Source organism: Corynebacterium lubricantis DSM 45231, assembly GCF_000379425.1.
Lineage (GTDB): Bacteria > Actinomycetota > Actinomycetes > Mycobacteriales > Mycobacteriaceae > Corynebacterium > Corynebacterium lubricantis.
This window is the reverse complement of sequence record NZ_KB902215.1, coordinates 1-18332: the sequence shown is the minus strand read 5'-3', so window position 1 is coordinate 18332 and position 18332 is coordinate 1. Positions and strand designations below refer to the sequence as shown.

The 18332-nt window shown below is 58.5% G+C and carries 15 protein-coding genes and 1 pseudogene; 3 read left to right on the top strand and 13 right to left on the bottom strand.

Features of this window, described 5'->3' with window-relative positions:
• Complete coding sequence (locus tag A37O_RS0109435) at nt 1-1290, bottom strand: adenylosuccinate synthase (protein ID WP_018297259.1); 1290 nt, start codon at nt 1288-1290, stop codon at nt 1-3.
• A 69-nt stretch (nt 1291-1359) separates the two neighbouring features.
• Here A37O_RS0109435 and A37O_RS0109430 point away from each other — a divergent pair, with 69 nt between their 5' ends.
• On the top strand, nt 1360-2346 hold the full coding sequence (locus tag A37O_RS0109430) for a diacylglycerol kinase catalytic domain-containing protein (protein WP_018297258.1): 987 nt from the start codon (nt 1360-1362) through the stop codon (nt 2344-2346).
• A 25-nt stretch (nt 2347-2371) separates the two neighbouring features.
• Entirely contained in the window at nt 2372-2731 is a 360-nt protein-coding gene (locus tag A37O_RS15220) for a PRC-barrel domain-containing protein (protein ID WP_018297257.1), read from the top strand.
• Between the two features lie 8 nt (nt 2732-2739).
• Here the strand turns inward: A37O_RS15220 and A37O_RS0109420 are convergent, their stop codons facing one another.
• The 12 genes from A37O_RS0109420 to A37O_RS15215 form a co-directional block, all read right to left on the bottom strand.
• Nucleotides 2740-3927: an FUSC family protein gene (locus A37O_RS0109420; RefSeq protein WP_026196281.1), complete on the bottom strand. Its 1188-nt coding sequence runs from the start codon at nt 3925-3927 to the stop codon at nt 2740-2742.
• Nucleotides 3928-4025: 98 nt separating this feature from the next.
• The gene (gene fbaA / locus A37O_RS0109415) at nt 4026-5060 is read right to left on the bottom strand and encodes a class II fructose-bisphosphate aldolase (RefSeq protein WP_018297255.1); all 1035 of its coding nucleotides are present in this window, start codon (nt 5058-5060) and stop codon (nt 4026-4028) included.
• Nucleotides 5061-5178: 118 nt separating this feature from the next.
• On the bottom strand, nt 5179-6366 hold the full coding sequence (locus tag A37O_RS0109410; RefSeq protein WP_018297254.1) for a glycoside hydrolase family 76 protein: 1188 nt from the start codon (nt 6364-6366) through the stop codon (nt 5179-5181).
• A gap of 51 nt (nt 6367-6417) precedes the next feature.
• A complete protein-coding gene (locus A37O_RS0109405; RefSeq protein ID WP_018297253.1) occupies nt 6418-7071 on the bottom strand; it encodes a TrmH family RNA methyltransferase in 654 nt (217 codons plus the stop codon).
• Nucleotides 7064-7618, bottom strand: coding sequence for an orotate phosphoribosyltransferase (gene pyrE, locus A37O_RS0109400; RefSeq protein ID WP_018297252.1), 555 nt, complete (start codon nt 7616-7618; stop codon nt 7064-7066). The genes A37O_RS0109405 and pyrE overlap by 8 nt, the downstream gene beginning before the upstream one ends.
• A 10-nt stretch (nt 7619-7628) precedes the next feature.
• Entirely contained in the window at nt 7629-8813 is a 1185-nt protein-coding gene (locus A37O_RS0109395) for a type III secretion system chaperone family protein (RefSeq protein WP_018297251.1), read from the bottom strand.
• Between the two features lie 29 nt (nt 8814-8842).
• Nucleotides 8843-9682, bottom strand: coding sequence for a sulfurtransferase (locus tag A37O_RS0109390; protein WP_018297250.1), 840 nt, complete (start codon nt 9680-9682; stop codon nt 8843-8845).
• A gap of 19 nt (nt 9683-9701) precedes the next feature.
• Nucleotides 9702-10127, bottom strand: coding sequence for a DUF4265 domain-containing protein (locus A37O_RS16235; RefSeq protein WP_083912635.1), 426 nt, complete (start codon nt 10125-10127; stop codon nt 9702-9704).
• A 305-nt stretch (nt 10128-10432) separates the two neighbouring features.
• On the bottom strand, nt 10433-12988 hold the full coding sequence (gene clpB / locus A37O_RS0109380; protein ID WP_018297248.1) for an ATP-dependent chaperone ClpB: 2556 nt from the start codon (nt 12986-12988) through the stop codon (nt 10433-10435).
• 171 nt (nt 12989-13159) lie between these two features.
• On the bottom strand, nt 13160-14641 hold the full coding sequence (locus A37O_RS0109375; protein ID WP_018297247.1) for a DHA2 family efflux MFS transporter permease subunit: 1482 nt from the start codon (nt 14639-14641) through the stop codon (nt 13160-13162).
• A 243-nt stretch (nt 14642-14884) separates the two neighbouring features.
• Nucleotides 14885-16390, bottom strand: coding sequence for an MDR family MFS transporter (locus A37O_RS0109370; RefSeq protein ID WP_018297246.1), 1506 nt, complete (start codon nt 16388-16390; stop codon nt 14885-14887).
• 312 nt (nt 16391-16702) lie between these two features.
• Complete coding sequence (locus tag A37O_RS15215; protein ID WP_425386900.1) at nt 16703-18010, bottom strand: sodium/glutamate symporter; 1308 nt, start codon at nt 18008-18010, stop codon at nt 16703-16705.
• A gap of 153 nt (nt 18011-18163) precedes the next feature.
• On the opposite strand from A37O_RS15215, the pseudogene A37O_RS16540 reads away from it, so the two are divergent.
• Nucleotides 18164-18332: pseudogene (locus A37O_RS16540) on the top strand (IS256 family transposase); the annotation flags it as partial.

Here is an 18332-nt window from a genome sequence, read left to right as displayed (position 1 = left end):
TTAGCGCTCCATCACGTCGTGGCGGATAATCGTCTGATCACGGCCCGGACCCACGCCGATGTAGCTGATCGGTGCGCCAGAGAGCTCTTCGAGGCGCAGGACATAATCCTGGGCCTTCTGAGGCAGCTCCTCAAAGGTGCGGCACTCGGTGATGTCTTCATCCCAGGCAGGCATGGTTTCGAAGATTGGCTCGGCGTGGTGGAAATCGGACTGGGTCAGCGGCATCTCGTCGTGGCGCACACCGTCCACGTCGTAGGCCACGCAGATGGGGATCTCGCCGATGCCGGTGAGCACGTCCAGCTTGGTCAGGAAGTAGTCGGTGAAACCGTTGACGCGGGAGGCGTAGCGGGCAATCACCGAGTCGTACCAGCCACAACGGCGCTTGCGGCCGGTGTTCACGCCGACCTCGCCGCCGACGGTCTGGAGGTACTCGCCCCACTTGTCGAAGAGCTCCGTGGGGAATGGGCCCGCGCCGACGCGCGTGGTGTAGGCCTTAATAATGCCCAGGGAAGCAGTGATGCGGGTGGGGCCGATGCCCGCGCCCACACAGGCGCCACCCGCGGTGGGGTTCGAGGAGGTAACGAACGGGTAGGTGCCGTGGTCCACATCCAACATGGTGGCCTGGCCGCCCTCCATGAGCACGTGCTTGCCCTTGTCAAGTGCCTTGTTCAACACGTATTCCGAGTCGATGACCATCGGGCGCAGGCGATCGGCATAGCCCAGGAAGTACTCCACCATCGCGTCGACCTCAATGGCCTTGCGGTTGTACATCTTCACCAGCATCTGGTTCTTCACATCGAGCGCGGATTCGATCTTCTGGCGCAGGATCGACTCGTCGAAAATGTCCTGGACGCGGATGCCCACACGACCGACCTTGTCGGAGTAGGTGGGGCCGATGCCGCGGCCGGTGGTGCCGATCGCGCGCTTGCCCAGGAAGCGTTCCTGCACGCGGTCGAGCGTCTGGTGGTACGGAGCAACCAGGTGCGCGTTCGCCGAGATACGCAGGCGCGATGCGTCCGCGCCGCGAGCTTCGAGGCCATCGATCTCCTCGAAAAGCGCCTCCAGGTTGATTACCACGCCGTTGCCCAGAATTGGGACGGAATTCTCCGAGAGAACGCCGGCCGGGAGCAACTTGAGTTCGTACTTCTCTCCACCGACTACGACGGTGTGACCTGCGTTATTACCACCATTGGGTTTGACAACGTAGTCGACGAGACCACCGAGGATATCGGTAGCTTTACCTTTACCCTCGTCCCCCCACTGTGCGCCGACGATTACGATTGCCGCCATATGATCACTTCCGATCAATCGATGTACTTGTGCAAAGCTAGTGTACTAGGCACGATAGTATCTACCGACATGCGCCTTATCTTCATTTCGTGTGGCGGCCCGTTGCCCTACCCCGAGCTACTGGATGCCACCGGCACTGCCCGTCATCCCGTCACCGATTATGTTGAGGTCTCACAGGTCCCCACGCGCGCGGAGCTGAAGTTTCTGGATAAGATCGCGCGCGAAGAGTTGCCGGTCGACCCGACCCCCTCACTCGACGAGATCGCAGCGCAGCCCGACGTCGCCCACCTGGGCACCCCCGGGTTTGCCCCGCAGCCCCTCGACCACCCCGTTCGCGTCGTCGTCGCTGGCTCCGATGCTGCCCTGTCTGCCGTGCTCACCCGCATGATGCGCGCCGACTACCTGTGGATGGAAATCGCCTACCTGCCGGCAGATTTCACCTCTGCCGCCGCCGTGAACTGGGGTTTGACCGCCGACAACGCCCTCGACGCTGCGCTCAACGGCCAGGTGCGCCCGGTGCCTACGATCCGCACTGACACGTCGACGGTGGTCGCCGGTTCCGCAACGCTGACGCGTTTTTCGCTTGACGACGACGCCCCTGCCCAAGAATCCAGCCCCGAGTACATCGGAGAAATCGTCGTCGATTCCGACCTGATTGTGCTGCGCTCCGAACCGGAAGAAGACCCTGCAGAGGGCACCGAGACTGACGCCCGCTTCTACGGCCAGTTCGGTGCCCGCCTGGTGCCCATGACCGACGCCCCCGGCATCGCCGCAGTACCCCTGGTCACCCCGCGGGTCAGCCATGGCACGCTGACCAAGCACGACCCTCGTGAATTGCAGCGCTGGAGCGAAACTGCGTTGCTGCGCTGGCGCACACGCGGCAAGGCTGTGCCCACCAATCAGGTCGACGGCGCACGAATGAAAACCGGCCGCGCCGTACAGTCGGGTGGCAAGGACATCTTGGTCACCATCGACGGGGTAGATCACCCCCGCCCGCTCAAGCGAGTGACCTTCTACCGGCATCTGAGAGATATGCAGGCGGTTCGTCCCGAATAGCGAGCCTGAGGAGTAGATTGGGATCATGACTGCTACCGATCCTGCTTCTCACAACGTTGATTCCTTGCTAGAAGCCACGGTTTTCGATGCTCAAGGCGAGAAGATCGGCTCCGCCTCGGACGTCTTTCTCAATGACGAGACCGGCCAACCCGACTTCATCGACCTCAAGCACGGCCTGTTCGGGGCGAAGAGCTCAATTGTTCCGCTCCGTGGGCACTCCCTCAAAGACGACGGGATCCACGTCGCTTTCTCCAAGGACAAACTCAACGAAGCCCCGGAAATTGGAGTGGAGGGCCATCTCTCCTCTGCCGACCGGCACCAGTGTTTCAAACATTTCGAGGTAGAGAATTTAGCTGACGTGTCGGGCTATTCAACCCAGCACTAGCCCGCAGCTTAAAACGAGTCATGGTCGTTTTTATCCCAGGTCTCCGGCGGGTACGCCGGGGTCTCTGAGGTCGGGGTCAGCATGGCCAGGGCGGATTCGCGCGACATTCCACAGACCTGCAGCAAATCCACGATGGTCGAGCGCGACTGCGCCAGGATGACATAGGCACTGAGCACTCCGTCTTCCTCGATGACGTCCATCGATGCTTCGGATCCCAGCTGGCGCAGTTTATTCACCAGAATCGGGATCTCCTGTGACTGCCGCAGCTCCGTTTTCACCTCGTAGACATCGGATAAATCCAGGAAATACTTCGCCAGTGCATCGATGATCTCAATCTGCCGGTCGCTGACGGTATCCCCGTCCTGGACCAAGACATGCGCACGCCTAGCGAGCACGCGAACGTTTCGAATCGAGTTATCCACGGGCTCGATGATGCGCTCCAGCGAGCGCACGTATCTCCTCGTCGCCCACAGAAACGGCGAAATTTTCGACGATTCAGCACCCGTCTTGGTGGCAACGAGCATGGCATCGATGCCGCTTTGAGTGCCTCTAATGGCGGCCAGTGCATCGTCGATAAGCTCGGCGTCCTTATCGCGCAACCCCTTCGCCACGTCATCGAGCACCGAGGAGGCGATACCCAACACCTTGGCTATTTCATGGCGTGCCGACGACAGCGGCGAGGACGGCAAAAACGCGATCACCAGGATTGCGATGACGGACCCGACGACAGCGTCGAGGGTGCGATCAATGCCGGTGTTTGCGGAGCCTGGCGGCATGATCGTGGCGATCAGGATTGACCCGATGGCAACTTGGTTATTAACCAGGACTGATGGGGAGAAGAATCCCGCCACCGCAAGGCTCACTCCGACGGCGAGCGAAATCTGCCACCCGCCGGCACCGAGCGGGGCGATGAGCAGATCGCCCACGAGCACGCCGAGGACGCAGCCCATGGACAACTCGAATGCGCGCTTGACCCTGTCTCCACCGGAGACCGACAGGATGATCACCACCGCAATCGGGGCGAAGAACGGGGTGGTGTGTCCGATGAGTTCTTGGGCCACCCAATACGCCACACCCGCGGCGAGCGCGGTCTGGAGAATTTGCCACCAGCGTTTACGCAGGCGAGCAATGCGGGAATGCAGCGAGCGGTCTACGGCGTGCAAGCGCGCACGCGTGCCCATACGTTCTTTTGCCATGAACTCACCCCGATTCTTCCTTTAATCACTGCTCACCACAGGATACTCGATGCAAAAAGCTGCCGCGCCGTCGCGCGAGAGCTTTCAGAGAACTGGTTTTACTTGGTTACGGACTTGCCAGCCGACTTCAAGTCCTGGCAGGACTCGATGACGCGCTCGGACATGCCCTGTTCAGCCTTCTTCATGTAGGAACGTGGGTCGTAGACCTTCTTGTTGCCCACTTCCCCGTCAACCTTGAGCACGCCGTTGTAGTTTTCAAACATGTGGCTCACGATTGGGCGGGTGAAAGCGTACTGAGTGTCGGTGTCAACGTTCATCTTGATAACACCGTAGGTCAATGCCTCTTCGATCTTTTCCTTCTCGGAGCCGGAGCCACCGTGGAAGACGAAATCGAATGGCTGCGCGGAAGCGTCCAGTCCGAGCTTCTTAATTGCAGCGTCCTGGCCCATCTTCAAGATCTCTGGGCGCAGCTTCACGTTGCCTGGCTTGTACACGCCGTGGACGTTGCCGAAGGTTGCTGCCAGCAGGTAACGGCCGTTCTCGCCGGTGCCCAGTGCATCGATGGTCTTCTCGAAGTCCTCTTCGGTGGTGTAGAGGTTAGCGCCAGCCTTTGCCTCAACGCCGTCCTCTTCGCCGCCAACAACGCCGATCTCAACCTCGAGGATGATGTTGGCGTTCTTCGCCTTCTCTAGGAGCTCCTGGGCGATTTCCAGGTTCTCAGCGATTGGCACTGCGGAGCCATCCCACATGTGGGACTGGAACAGTGGCAGCTCGCCGCGGTCAACGCGCTCCTGGGAGATAGCAATCAGTGGGCGAACGTACTCGTCCAGAACTTCCTTCTGGCAGTGGTCGGTGTGCAGCGCGACGTTGATGCCGTAGTGCTTTGCTGCCTCGTGAGCGAATGCAGCCAGCGCCTGTGCGCCAGCAACCTTGTTCTTGACTGCCAGGCCAGAGCCGAACTCTGCGCCACCAGTGGAAAACTGGATGATGCCGTCGGACTCAGCCTCGGCGAAACCCTTCAGGGCAGCGTTAATTGTCTCGGAAGAGGTGCAGTTGATGGCTGGGAATGCGTAGCCACCTTCCTTAGCCTGATCCAGCATTGCGTTGTAGACCTCGGGAGTTGCGATAGGCATGAGCTGAAAAATCCTCCATTGTCGAAAAGTTGAGATTCTTTTCCAGTATGCCTTGTAAAACAAGTTTTGGCTTGGGAAGTGCACCCGAAATTGGGCGTGACACTTTTCCCACGTTGTTCTAATCCTCTTCGCTGGCACTCACGCGCGCCGCGGCCTCAAGCAACATCCACCCGGACAACTGAACGGAGAGGTCACGCTCGTCGATGCGAATCATGCCCATGGCTTCGGGCACCGTCGACGGACCGAGCCCATAATTGTGCGGCAGGCGGGCATCTTGGGTCCAGTCCGAGGAGAAGATCGGCAGCCCGTCGACCTCGAGGCGATGGTTCCACACGGACTCCGCGGAGGCGAGGACGATGCGCTTCGCCACCTTCTTCGTCGCTGTGTTCGCCGGGGAATCCTCCGGCAAGCGCACCGCGATATCGGCGAGGTACCTGGCCAGGATGCCCTTGAACAGGCCACCGTCGCCGTCGCCCCCACCCAGGATCACACCCTGGGGAGATGCCATGTGCAGCGCGATCGCCTGCATCAACGACCGAATATGCGTCACGTACGTGATGGACTCATCGGCCTTGGAGGCATCGTCATAAGAATCCACGGCCTCATCTTTACCCAGACCCGCGCGCTGACGCAGCGCCAGCACGATCTCCAGAGAGGCACCAAGAAGCACACCTTGGTTATAGGTGTAGGTCTTGTCCACTACCTCGGGCCCATGCATGCGCATCCGCACGCCGTCCATCACAAGCCCGTTGTCGGCGAGCAAATTATCGTAGATCCAGTCCACGATCTCGCGCGCCTGATCCAGCCGGCCAGTCCTGGCCATCATGATCGCCGCGGGACCATTGGAGGGCACGTTGAAGAAGGTCTCGCCCTCGCGCCAGGGCAGGACACCGGTGACGGAATCGATGCCCGCGATGAGGTTGAACTCCAGCTCGTCGAGCTGCTTTGGTTGTTTGAACCGGTTCAGGTTACCTGCCCGATTCATGGCCAAAGCCATCCACGCCTTGTCATCGAAGTAGCGATTCTTCGTCAACCGGCCCAAATTGCGGATTTTTACCCCGCGAATAGTGTCCGAGATGCGCCGGCGACGGGTCTTGGTTTCCCGGCGCAGCGCTGCGTCGACCTGGCAATCGATATAGTGCGCCTGCCACCAATAATGCCAATGCCCAAAGAGCTTCTCCTTGGTGGTGGGTGGCCAACTTACCACCGCGAGGTTGGTGCGGGGCAGCCCCCACAGCCGCGAAGCGTGACGCTCATTGATCGCGGATTCAGCAAGGTCGGCGCGGTGCGCCCATGTCTCAGGCACTACTCTCCTCAATCGAAGGAAATTTATTTAATATTAACCATATCGTGATAACTACCACGATCGTTTCAGGTCGGCGTGCTGGCGCACCCACGCGTGCATGGCAATGCCCGCGGCGACACCAGCATTGATGGAGCGGGTGGAACCAAACTGTGCGATCGAACACGTCATTACCGCAGCTCCCTGCGCTTCAGCGGTAACTCCCGGTCCTTCTTGTCCGAAAACAAGCATACAATTTTCCGGTAGTTCAGCGGTCTCGAGCGGAACCGCCCCGGGGGTATTATCAATCGCCACAATCGGCAGGTCGCGCTCGATACACCAGGCCACTAAGTCGTCGATAGTCGCGTGATGCTCCAAGTGCTGATACCGGTCGGTGACCATCGCGCCACGCCGGTTCCAACGCTTCTTGCCCACAATGTGCACCGCAGCCGCGGCAAACGCATTCGCGGTGCGCACGACCGTGCCGATATTCGCGTCATTTTCAAAGTTCTCAATGGCCACGTGAAAGGAATGGCGCCGCGTGTCAATGTCGGCGATGATCGCCTCGCGCGTCCAATACCGGTAGGCATCGGCCACGTTGCGACGATCGCCTTCGCGCAACAACGCCTCGTCGTAACGCGAATCTTCTGGCCACTCCCCTTCCCACGGTCCGACCCCGTGGCGACCTTCACCCCACTCGGTCGGGCCCGGCCCGGAGGTACTACGCAAGGTCGAGGTCCTCGAGGCTGAGCAGGTAGCGGTACTCCACGCCAGCGTCGCGGATGACCTGCTCCGCGCCGGTCGCACGATCCACGACCGTCGCCACAGCCACGACCTCCGCACCTTCGGCGCGCACGGCCTCGACCGCGGTCAGCGGCGAGTTACCGGTAGTGGTCGTGTCTTCGACAACGAGCACTCGCTTGCCGACGATCGAAGGTCCCTCAATGCGGCGCTGCATGCCGTGCTTTTTAGCTTCCTTACGCACAACGAACGCATCGATCGGGTCGCCTTCGGCGTGCATGATCGCGGTAGCCACTGGATCGGCGCCCAAGGTAAGGCCGCCGACGGAGACGTAGTCCAGGTCGGAGGTGATCTGGCGCAGGAGCGTGCCAATCAGGCGGGATGCTTCGTGGTGCAAGGTGGCACGACGCAGATCCACGTAGTAGTCAGCTTCCTTGCCCGAAGAAAGCGTGACCTTTCCATGGACAATGGCCAGCTCCTTGACCAGGGCGGCGAGCTTTTCTTTTGCTGCGGAATCGACGCGGTTATCAGTCATGCGCCATATGTTAGTCGCCGAAGATACTCGGTGGTTTCAGTTCCCTGGTTATCCGCGTTCCGTCGTTTCCGGGGCCCTCATTTTTTCCGTCCGCGATGGCTTCCACCTCGTCGCCGCCGATGGCATGGTGCTCCATGATTCCGTGGACTGTGCCGGTCGTGCGCGTCGGCAGTTCGAGGGGCTCTTCCGGGCGCACGATATGAACACCGGTGTCGGGTTCCTCGACGGGGGTTTCTTCCGTAGGCAACACGACGGGCTGACCCATCTCACGCGTGGGGCGATTAAATTCCAGGATCTGCCAGGTTTGCGGAGGTAGGACACGTGCGGCGTCGGCAAGTAGGCCGAGTGGCGCGAGCATATCATCCCAATCCTCAGGCGTGCTGCCGCGTTCGGTTTGGGCGAGCACCCAGTCGGACTCGAACCACACGGCGCTGACTACCTCGGGCATGTTCTCCAGGGCAATGAGCACACGATCGTCGAGAGCACGCTGTGCCGGCCCCACCTCGGTGGCGTACACGGTAAAACCGCTGACCTTGGACACCTCAAGTAGATCATCGGACGACTGGGCGTTAAATCCATCGCGTCGCATATCGACGACCACGTCGCTGACCACGCCAGTGCGCATGGCCATAACGTTGGTGCCGCCAAGATCCATCAATAATGTCTCGTGTCCGTAGGACACCCCCGAGACGATATCTTTCGCGGCGACGCCGGAAGACGCAGCTCCGCGAGTCCACTCGTCAATGAGGTAATTATCGGTGCGCTGATACTCGTAGCCGTGACTCTCGGCCCACGCGCGGCGATCCCGGCGTGAGGAACCTGGCAGTTGGAGTCCTGACCTGCGCACTGGGCGCGGTACCGGTGCCGGTGCGGGCTCAGGTTCTGGAGCCGGTTCTGGCTCAAGTACTGGCTCGGGCTCGGGCTCGGGCTCCGGTTCCGGTTCGGGTTCGGGTTCGGACTCAAGTACTGGCTCGGGCTCGGGCTCCGGTTCCGGTTCTGGCTCGGGTTCCGGTTCTTCCGCAGGTGGTTCTTCTTCTGCGGGCGGGAGCGTCGTCGCTAAGCGAGGTTCTTCTGCGTAGTCGTCCAACGGATCTTCAATATCCGTTGGCTGCTGCGGGTCGCGGGAACCGAAGTACCACAAGACGCCCGCTCCCACGAGAGCGAGTACGGCGAGGAAAAGCGCTAAGTAAGCCACACCCAAGAACTTTAGCGCCTCACCCGCCCTTACACGTGACGCGCCACCTGATTAGCGGGATTCGCGCTCCACTGCGACCAGCCACCAACATAATGGGTAACAATGGGCAGACCGGCATGCGCCATTGCCGCAAGCAACATCGCCGAATGGTTACCGGAGCCCGAATAGGTCACAACATCACTCGGGTTCGTGGTGTGGTCAATGCCCTCCTCCGCGAGACGCGCGAGTACTTGATCCGTTGGCAGGATCCGATTGTGCTCATCGAAGAGCTCTGAGACCGGCAAGTTCACCGCGCCCGGAATGTGGCCCGCCTTCAGGTCCAAGATCTCGCGACGACCCTCGAAACGGCTCTCACCGCGGGCATCAAGCAGCGTGCCCTCAAAGCGCTTAACATCGTGGATATCGATGGTCGGCAGCGAATTCGGCTGGACCACTACGTCAGAGCCCACCGAAATATTGCCCGGACCGCCCACGGTGGGCAGCTCCTGACGATCCCACTCGGCGCGGCCACCGTCAAGAATGTACACCTCTTCAATACCTGCCCACCGCAGCATCCACCAGGCGCGCGCTGCAAAAACGCCCGTGCCTGGGTCGAAGACCACCACTGGGCGGCCCTTCTTCAGGCCCCACGCATTGATTGACTTCTGCAGTGCGCCAACCGAGGGCATCGGGTTGCGCCCATCCAAGCTGCTTGGGATACCTGCAAGTGCATAGGCAGGATCACAAAACAGGGAGGTCGGGATGTGGTTCGACTGATAGATTGCATGGGCTTCGCCTTCTAGCGGTGCCCAAATAGTAGAGATAACAGTCTGGTTTTGTCCGTGGCGGATATAGTCTGCGAGCTCGTGTGCACTGATGAAGACAGTCATGCTTGCCATCTTAGGGGGATTAGTGACTCTCCGCCGTGTATCCAGGCGCTACTTGAATTTGACCATCATCCTCGAGGGATTCCAACCACTCTTGGATTCCTTCCCAGGGGCAATCAGGTCCAATCGACGCGGCGAGCATTCCGCCCGGGCCGATTTCCACCCTGCATCCGAATGCAAGCAACGTACCCGCAATGTCTTCTGGGCCTTGGGGCAAAATCCGGATGGTCGAAGCACCACCGCGGACGACAACTTGGTTGACGTGGAATTGCCCACCAACTCTGACGCATTCAACAATGTCACCGACAGCCAAAGTAGTGTCAACGAATGGAACGCTGGCCACAACGAAGTGCCCGTTTCCAATGTCGTGAGCTGCAAGTTCTTCGTTGTTGATGCCCGGTAACGGAACCCTAGTAACAATAGTTGTAGTCGGCGTTAAGGACGTCATTCCCTCATCGTAGCCGGTAATAGCAAAAAAGGAATTAGTGCGCAGGTTGTGGTGGCCGGGGGTGGTGGTGGGTTGGCTCGGTGACGATTGCTTTATGTGCCGTTATTCACACGTAAATGGGCTTGGAATTCATCTTCACCGATATTGGTTCCGCGCGGTATCGACGGATATGTCCAGAACGTCGACCAAATCGAATTTTTCAGCATATCCGTCGATAGTGCAGGCTGGCTGTGCTGGCGATACCAGCTTTAAACAGCAAGAAGGCCGGCACCCCTCAAGGGGCGCCGACCTAAATTACCTGCGCATTACTTCGCGTCTACTGTGAGCGATTCGCCACCATCTGCGACGTCAACCAACACGGTATCGCCGTCCACGATGTAGCCACTGAGCAGTGCCTTCGCCAGCTTATCGCCGATAGCCTGCTGAATCAGGCGACGCAGCGGGCGCGCACCGAAGTCAGGATCGTAGCCACGCTCTGCCAACCAGGACTTCGCAGCATCGGATACTTCCAGCTCGAGGCGGCGACCGGCGAGGCGGTCCGCCAGGCTCTGCAGCTGGATGTCAACGATGCCGACCAGCTGTTCCTGAGACAGCGGATCGAAGATGACCACGTCGTCGAGACGGTTGATGAATTCCGGCTTGAAGGCCTTCTTCACCGCATCCATGATCTGCTCGCGGCTGCCGCCGGCACCCAGGTTGGAGGTCAAGATGATCACAGTATTACTGAAATCAACCGTCCTGCCCTGGCCGTCGGTGAGGCGTCCGTCGTCGAGGACCTGCAGCAACACGTCGAATACGTCCGGGTGGGCCTTCTCCACCTCGTCGAAAAGCACGAGGGTGTAAGGGCGACGGCGCACGGCTTCGGTCAGCTGACCGCCCGAATCGTGGCCGACGTATCCCGGAGGGGCACCGACCAGGCGGGAGACGGAGTGCTTCTCGCCGTACTCGGACATGTCGATGCGGACCATGGCCTGCTCGTCGTCGAAGAGGAACTCCGCAACAGCCTTCGCCAGCTCAGTCTTACCAACGCCGGTAGGACCGAGGAAGAGGAAGGAACCGGTAGGTCGGTTCGGATCCGCGATACCTGCACGGGACCGGCGGACAGCATCGGAGACTGCCTGCACAGCTTCGTGCTGGCCGACGACGCGCTTCCCCAGTACTTCTTCCATGTGCAGCAGTTTCTCGGTTTCGCCCTGCATCATCTTGCCCGCAGGAATACCAGTCCACGCGCTGACAACGTCAGCGATCACATCTGGGGTGACCTCCTCAGAGAGCATCGTATTGCCGGAGTCATGCGCCTGCGATTCGGCTTGTGCAACCTCTTCTTCCAGCTCTGGGATCCGGCCGTAGCGCAGCTCGGAAACCTTCGCGTAGTCGCCGTCGCGCTCTGCGATCTCGGACTCGTTGCGCAGCTTCTCCAGCTCCTCCTTCGCTGCCTGAACCTTGTCAATGGAACCCTTCTCGTTGGCCCAACGAGCTTTTAGTTCGCCGAGTTTCTCGCGCTCGTCGGCAAGCTCTTGGCGCAGCTTCTCCAGGCGATCCTTGGACGCTGCATCCGACTCCTTCTCTAGGGCGATCTCCTCGATCTCGAGGCGGCGAACCACGCGCTCGAGCTCGTCGATCTCCTGCGGCGAGGAATCGATCTCCATGCGCAGCCGCGAACCGGCTTCGTCGACTAGGTCAATGGCCTTATCCGGCAGGAAGCGGTTGGTGATGTAGCGATTCGACAGCTCGGCTGCGGCAACCAGGGCAGAGTCCTGAATGCGCACGCCGTGGTGCACTTCGTAGCGCTCCTTCAGGCCACGCAGAATACCGACGGTATCCTCCACAGAAGGCTCACCCACATAGACCTGCTGGAAGCGACGCTCAAGCGCGGCATCCTTCTCGATATACTTGCGGTACTCGTCGAGCGTGGTCGCACCGACTAGGCGCAGCTCACCGCGGGCAAGCATAGGCTTAATCATGTTGCCAGCATCCATCGAGCCCTCGCCGGTAGCGCCGGCTCCGACGATGGTGTGCAGCTCGTCGATGAACGTAATGATCTGGCCGTCAGAGCTCTTAATCTCGTCGAGAACGGCCTTGAGGCGCTCCTCGAATTCACCGCGATACTTCGCACCGGCGACCATGGAGCCAAGGTCGAGGCTCAGCAGGGTCTTACCCTTCAGCGACTCGGGAACGTCGCCCGCAACAATGCGGCGAGCAAGGCCCTCAACGATCGCAGTCTTACCAACACCAGGCTCACCGATGAGTACCGGGTTGTTCTTGGTACGACGGCTAAGAACCTGGACCACGCGACGAATCTCCTGGTCACGGCCAATCACAGGGTCAATCTTGCCCTCGCGCGCACGAGCAGTGAGGTCGGTGGAGTACTTCTCCAGAGCCTGGAACTGATCTTCCGGATCCTGGCTAGTGACCTTTTTACTACCGCGCACGGACGGGAAAGCCTGCTTAATGACGTCATAGGTAGCGCCGCGCTTCTTCAATAGCTCGGCTGCTTCATCGTTGCCGCGCGCGATTGCAGCGAGCAGTACCTCGGTGGAGACGTATTCGTCGCCAAGCTCCCCTGCGAGCTCTTGCGCTGTATTCAACGCATTGAGTGCATCGCGGTTAAAGTTCGGGTTTGCTAAATTCTGGCCCTCGGCCTTCGGGTAGCCATCGACGATGGCTTCTGCCTCTTTTGCCACCGTGTCTGGGTCAACGCCGGTAGCCTGAAGGACAGGACGGGCGATGCCCTCTTCCTGGGTCAAAATTGCATTCAACAGGTGAGCCGGACGGATATCCGGGTTACCGTTTGCGCTGGCCTTTTGTAGCGCCTGTTGCAGGGCTTCCTGCGTTTTCGTAGTTGGGTTGAACGAGCTCATATAGTTGCCCCTTTCGCCTTGAAGTTTTGTTAGTCGCTAGTAGTAACGCACAAATGGTTGAGTCTGTTCCACTCAAGGACGAAAAAAGACTAAAAATTAAAGAAGATCTTTAGCCTCTTTCGCTCAACTTTGAAATTGGTTCGGAAATTTACAATTTCCCGCTGAGATTTTCTACTTCGGTTCCGCCGGCTCCACAGTCTTCACCGAGCCAGACAAGTCCGGACGTTGGATGAAGAGGGAGAATACGAAGGCCACGGAAAGCAGGATCGCAGCAACCAAGAATGCGCGGCTGCCTCCTTCGCCTTGCGCTTCAGGGGTGCCACCGCCGGCCGCGCTCACCACATCGAAGATAGCAATCATCACTGCCGTGCCCGCGGCACCAGCCAGCTGCATCAAAGTATTCATAATTGCGGAACCGTGCGTGTAGATCTCACCGGGTAGCGAGCTCAAAGACGTAGTCATCAAGGGTGTCAGAGCAAGACCAATACCAATGGACAGGATCGCGAACATCACCACGATGAACCATACAGACGTCGTGTGGTCGGTAGTCGCCATGGCATACAAGGAGCCGGCAGCAATCAGGGCTCCCGGGATCACAAGCGGACGTGGACCAATGCGGTCATAGAGCGCGCCCGAGATCGGAGAAATGAGCGTCTCGACGATGCCACCAGGCAGGTTCACCATGCCGGCAACCAGTACGGAGACCAAAAGCGCACCCTGCAAATAAAGCGGCAAGGTATTCGATACACCGAGCAGCGCCATCTGGAAAGCCATGATGACAATCACGGCAACCACGAAGTTTTTCACCTTCAAAGGCGCCAGATTCAGTAGTGCCTTACCAGATTTTGCTGTGGCCAGCTGGCGCCAGATGAAGAGAATAAGGCCCACCACGCCGACGATAGAAATCACGATCGCAGCGGTCGCTCCTGGCGCTCCGGTAACAATCATACCGATGGAGCTCAAGCCGTAGACGAGTCCGCCGAAGGCAAAGGCAGAGAGCACGACGGAGACAAAGTCGAGCGGCGATTCTTTAGTAGTTCCAACATTTTGGAGGTAACGCATGGCCACAAGGCCTGCGATCGCAACGAGAACTGCCATGATCCAAAATGTCATGTGCCAAGTGGAGAAGGACATGATCAAGCCGGCAAAAGTTGGGCCCAGTGCAGGTCCGACGGCCATCACGATTGAGATGATTCCCATGATAGAGCCGCGACGATGAGGCGGAACAATATTCATTACAACTGTCATCTGCAGCGGCATCACAATGGCTGTACCGACTGCTTGCAACACACGGCCCAGGAACATGACCATAAATGTTGGCGAGAGAGCTGCAACGATAGATCCGATGAGGAAGAAGATCACCGCGAAGAAGTAGACTTGGCGGGTAGTAAACCTATCAAGTATCCAGCCCGTCATTGGCATCACAATGGCCATCGTCAGCATGACACCAGTCAGCGCCCACTGAGCAACGGACGCGGTAATATCAAATTCTTCCATCACATCGGGCAACGCGACAGACAGGGCAGTCTCGTTGAGCATCATTACGAAGGCGGTAGCAACAAGCACCGCAATAACAGCAATGACCTTGCCTGATAGCTTGTCCGATGGTTGATCGGAATCGGAATTCGGTGGGGATCCGTTTACTGGTGTCACTCTAAAAGCTCCTTATTGATCAATGATGGGCGCACCTCGGTTGGCACGCCCTCACAACTGGTTAAAAACAAAGAAATCCTCTCCTCGGCACTCTCACTCGAAGTGAAGTAGCCGGATCGCGGATTTCATTTGACATAAGCGGTATTTAATGTCCGCTTACGCCAAAGTCACTTTCAGTTTGGGCGAAAGGCTCTGCCCTGTCAAAACATCGTGAATGAAAACACATTTGGAAGCTCATTGTGGTTAGTTCTCGGATGATTCCTTCGCCGCAGTGGGTTCCACTGTTTTTGTCGAACCCGATAGGTCAGGCCGCTGAACGGACAGCGAGACAAGCACGCCAATGGTCAGCAGCACCGCACCAACAAGGAAGGCCTGTGCTGCACCGTCACCCATTGCTTCCGGGGTGCCCCCACCAGCTGCGCTCACGATGTCGAAGATAGCAATCAACACTGCCGTACCCGCGGCACCAGCGAGCTGCATCAAGGTGTTCAAAATTGCAGAACCGTGACTGTAGACCTCATGATCGAGCGAGCTCAACGCAGTGGTCATCATTGGTGTGAGCACCAGCGACAGTCCACCTGAGAAGACCACGAACATGAGCACGATGAACCCCACCGAGGTGTTCGAATCCACGGTTGCCAGGCCATAGAGTGAGGCAGCGGCAATGATCATGCCTGGGATCACGAGTGGACGAGGTCCAACGCGGTCATACATAGATCCGGAGAACGGCGAGAGGATTGCCTGCAGCAGGCCACCAGGAAGGTTAACCAGGCCAGCGACCAGAACGGAAGTCATCAGTGCACCCTGGAGGTACAAAGGCAGCGTGTTGGAAACACCCAGCATAGTGGCCTGGATGAACAGGATCGACAGCATTGCAACGACGAAGTTCTTCACCTTGAGAGGTGCCAGGTTCAGCAGCGCTCGGTCTTCCTTTGCCAGCTTGATTTGGCGCCAAACGAAGAACACCAGGGCGACGAGGCCGACGATGGTGATTACAAGCGCGGCGGTTGCGGCTGGGCCACCGGTCACAATCGTGCCGATAGAGCTCAAACCGTAGACAAGGCCACCGAAGGCAAGAGCCGCCAGGAATACGGAGAACACATCGAGTGGGGATTCCTTGGTTGTGCCCACATTCTTGAGGTACTTCACGGCGAATAGGCCGGTGATGGCGACTAGAACGGCCATGATCCAGAAGGTCATGTGCCAGGTCGACACCGTCATGACCAAGCCAGAGAATGTTGGGCCAAGTGCAGGAGCCGTGGCCTGGACAATAGAGATCAGACCCATCACCGTGCCTCGTCGTTTAGCAGGCACAATGATCATGACGACGATTGACTGCAATGGAATCAGAATCGCGGTACCTGCCGCTTGCAGGACGCGGCCGAGCAGCAACATGGAAAATGTCGGCGACCATGCAGCAACCACGGAGCCGATGAGGAAGGCAATCAGCGCGAAAAAGTACACCTGACGGGTGGTGAACCTGTCCATGATCCAGCCCGTTGTGGGCATCACGATGGCCATAGTCAGCATCACGCCGGTCAGCGCCCACTGTGCGGTGGACGCCGAAATATCAAACTGCGCCATGATCTCGGGCAGGGCGACGGAGAGCGAGGTCTCGTTGAGCATCATCACAAAGGACGTGACAACGAGGACGGCAAGCACAGCAATTGTGCTTCCTGGAAGCCGATCGTTTTTGCTGGCGGAATTCGCTTCTTGGTTTCTGTCGGGTGTTTTTCGGGCTGCGTTCATATGTTCTCCAAAGGCAAAAAGTTCAATGCTCAATTGGTGTACCCGTTCTAGGGCACACCTGCGAATAAGAAAATCTAAGGTAGTTAATCCGTCCGCCGCTCAGTTCTCTTAACTGAATACGGGCGTTGCTTGGGACCAAGGAAAAGCAACATGGAAGTACTTTTCTTTGCGAAGCAGATCAAGATCCTCGAGGAATTTGAAGCCAATGTCAACTTGATGTGATCTGATTCATATTAATGCGTACTGGACATGCAAAAGGCCACCCCACAGGTTCGCGAGGTGGCCTAAAACAGACACATTTACATAAGCAGACTAGCCGGAGGATCCCCCGCTGCTATCGCTAGCCTTCACGCGAGCCCCGCCAGGCCCATCCCCCTTCACCGGAACCCATTTCAGGGCATAGGACATAATCAGCACGACGGCGGCAATGGCGAAGGTGATCCAGCCAAAACCGGTAGTCACCCCGGCGATCACGGCGATCGGCGCGATAATGGTCATGCCGATTTCAAATGGGGCGAAGCCTACATAGGCCACGCCATACTCGTTCAGCGTTCCGGAGCGCAGTTTCGGATCCACCATTTTCAGCAGCGCGATACCGGTGGCCACCGCGGCCGTAGCCCAGCCCCAACCGAAGAGGCCGCGTTCGATCCACCGGTCGCCGAAGAAAATCGGTGCCATGACCAGCAGGTAGAACAGACAGAAGATGGTCCCCAGAACGAAGAGAAGTACCAGCTCAACCCAATAATCGGCCAGAGCCGCAGGAACGATCGACGCAATACCAAAGGCGATCATATAGTCGGTAGCAGCACCCGAGATTGTGCTCACCGTCTGCTTGTCCAGGTAGTTCGGACGATTGAACATGCGCATAATTACACGGCCAATCAGGCCAATCACAAACGACGTAGCGAACAGCGGGATGGAAACGTTCTCCCACTGGTTAATGATGAGCTGGTTAACGAAGTACGCAACGAGGACCGTGAAAATAATGAAGCCCAGATGCAGAGCCAGCGGTTCAATTGCGGAAGGGTTTGTCGTTGCCTTACCAATGGAAGGTCGATCTTCTTCCTTCTCGATGTAGCCCTTGCGCAGCTCGTCGGGAAGCTCACCCTCGAGCTCTGTAGCCTTACCGGTGCGAATACCCCAGTTCGCCACGACGACACCGCCGATAATGGCAACGAGTGTGCCGATGGTCGCCGAAGTAAAGCCTAACGACGACGCCGCTTCGGCACCGACTGCCTCAAGAGACGAACCAACGGCCGCAGCGGTGCCAAATCCGCCAACGAAGCCGACGGGCAACATCATGCCGAACCAATCTTCGGTACCGAAAACCGGCTTAAACAGGTACACACCGAGCAAAATGAAGATGCCCCATTGGAACATGAACATGGTTGTGGAGAAGCTCCACATATTGTGTGCACCCTTGGCCACCGAGCCACCGATATCCATCGACCACGCCATCGAGGCGAAGATCACGGCGATCAAAATGGTGGTGTAGGCACCGATTTGGTCGGAGAACCCGATCCACCCGAGGACCTCAGGTCCAAGGAGCAACCCAATCAGGCCCGCCGTAATTGGTGCTGGCAGGAGGAGCTGCTGGAATAGTCGCAAACGGTTACGCAATACGTTACCGACGATCAGCAGGATCGAGATCCGGTTGCGTCCAATAGTGTGGTGTACAGCTACCGCCTGGTGAACCCCCCCTGCCGACCAGCAAGGAGACCACCGCGGTACCTTTCGACTCAGCTCCTACACATCCTCGAAAGGACACCAACGATGGCCTCCGCGCCCAATCATATCGACCCCACCGGATACCTCGACGACCTGCTGGCCCAAGCCTCACCCGATCTGATGCGCCAGATGCTCCAGGACACCATCAACCTCCTGCTGTCCGCCCAAGCCGACCAGGTCTGCGGCGCCGAATACGGCACCACCAGTGACAACC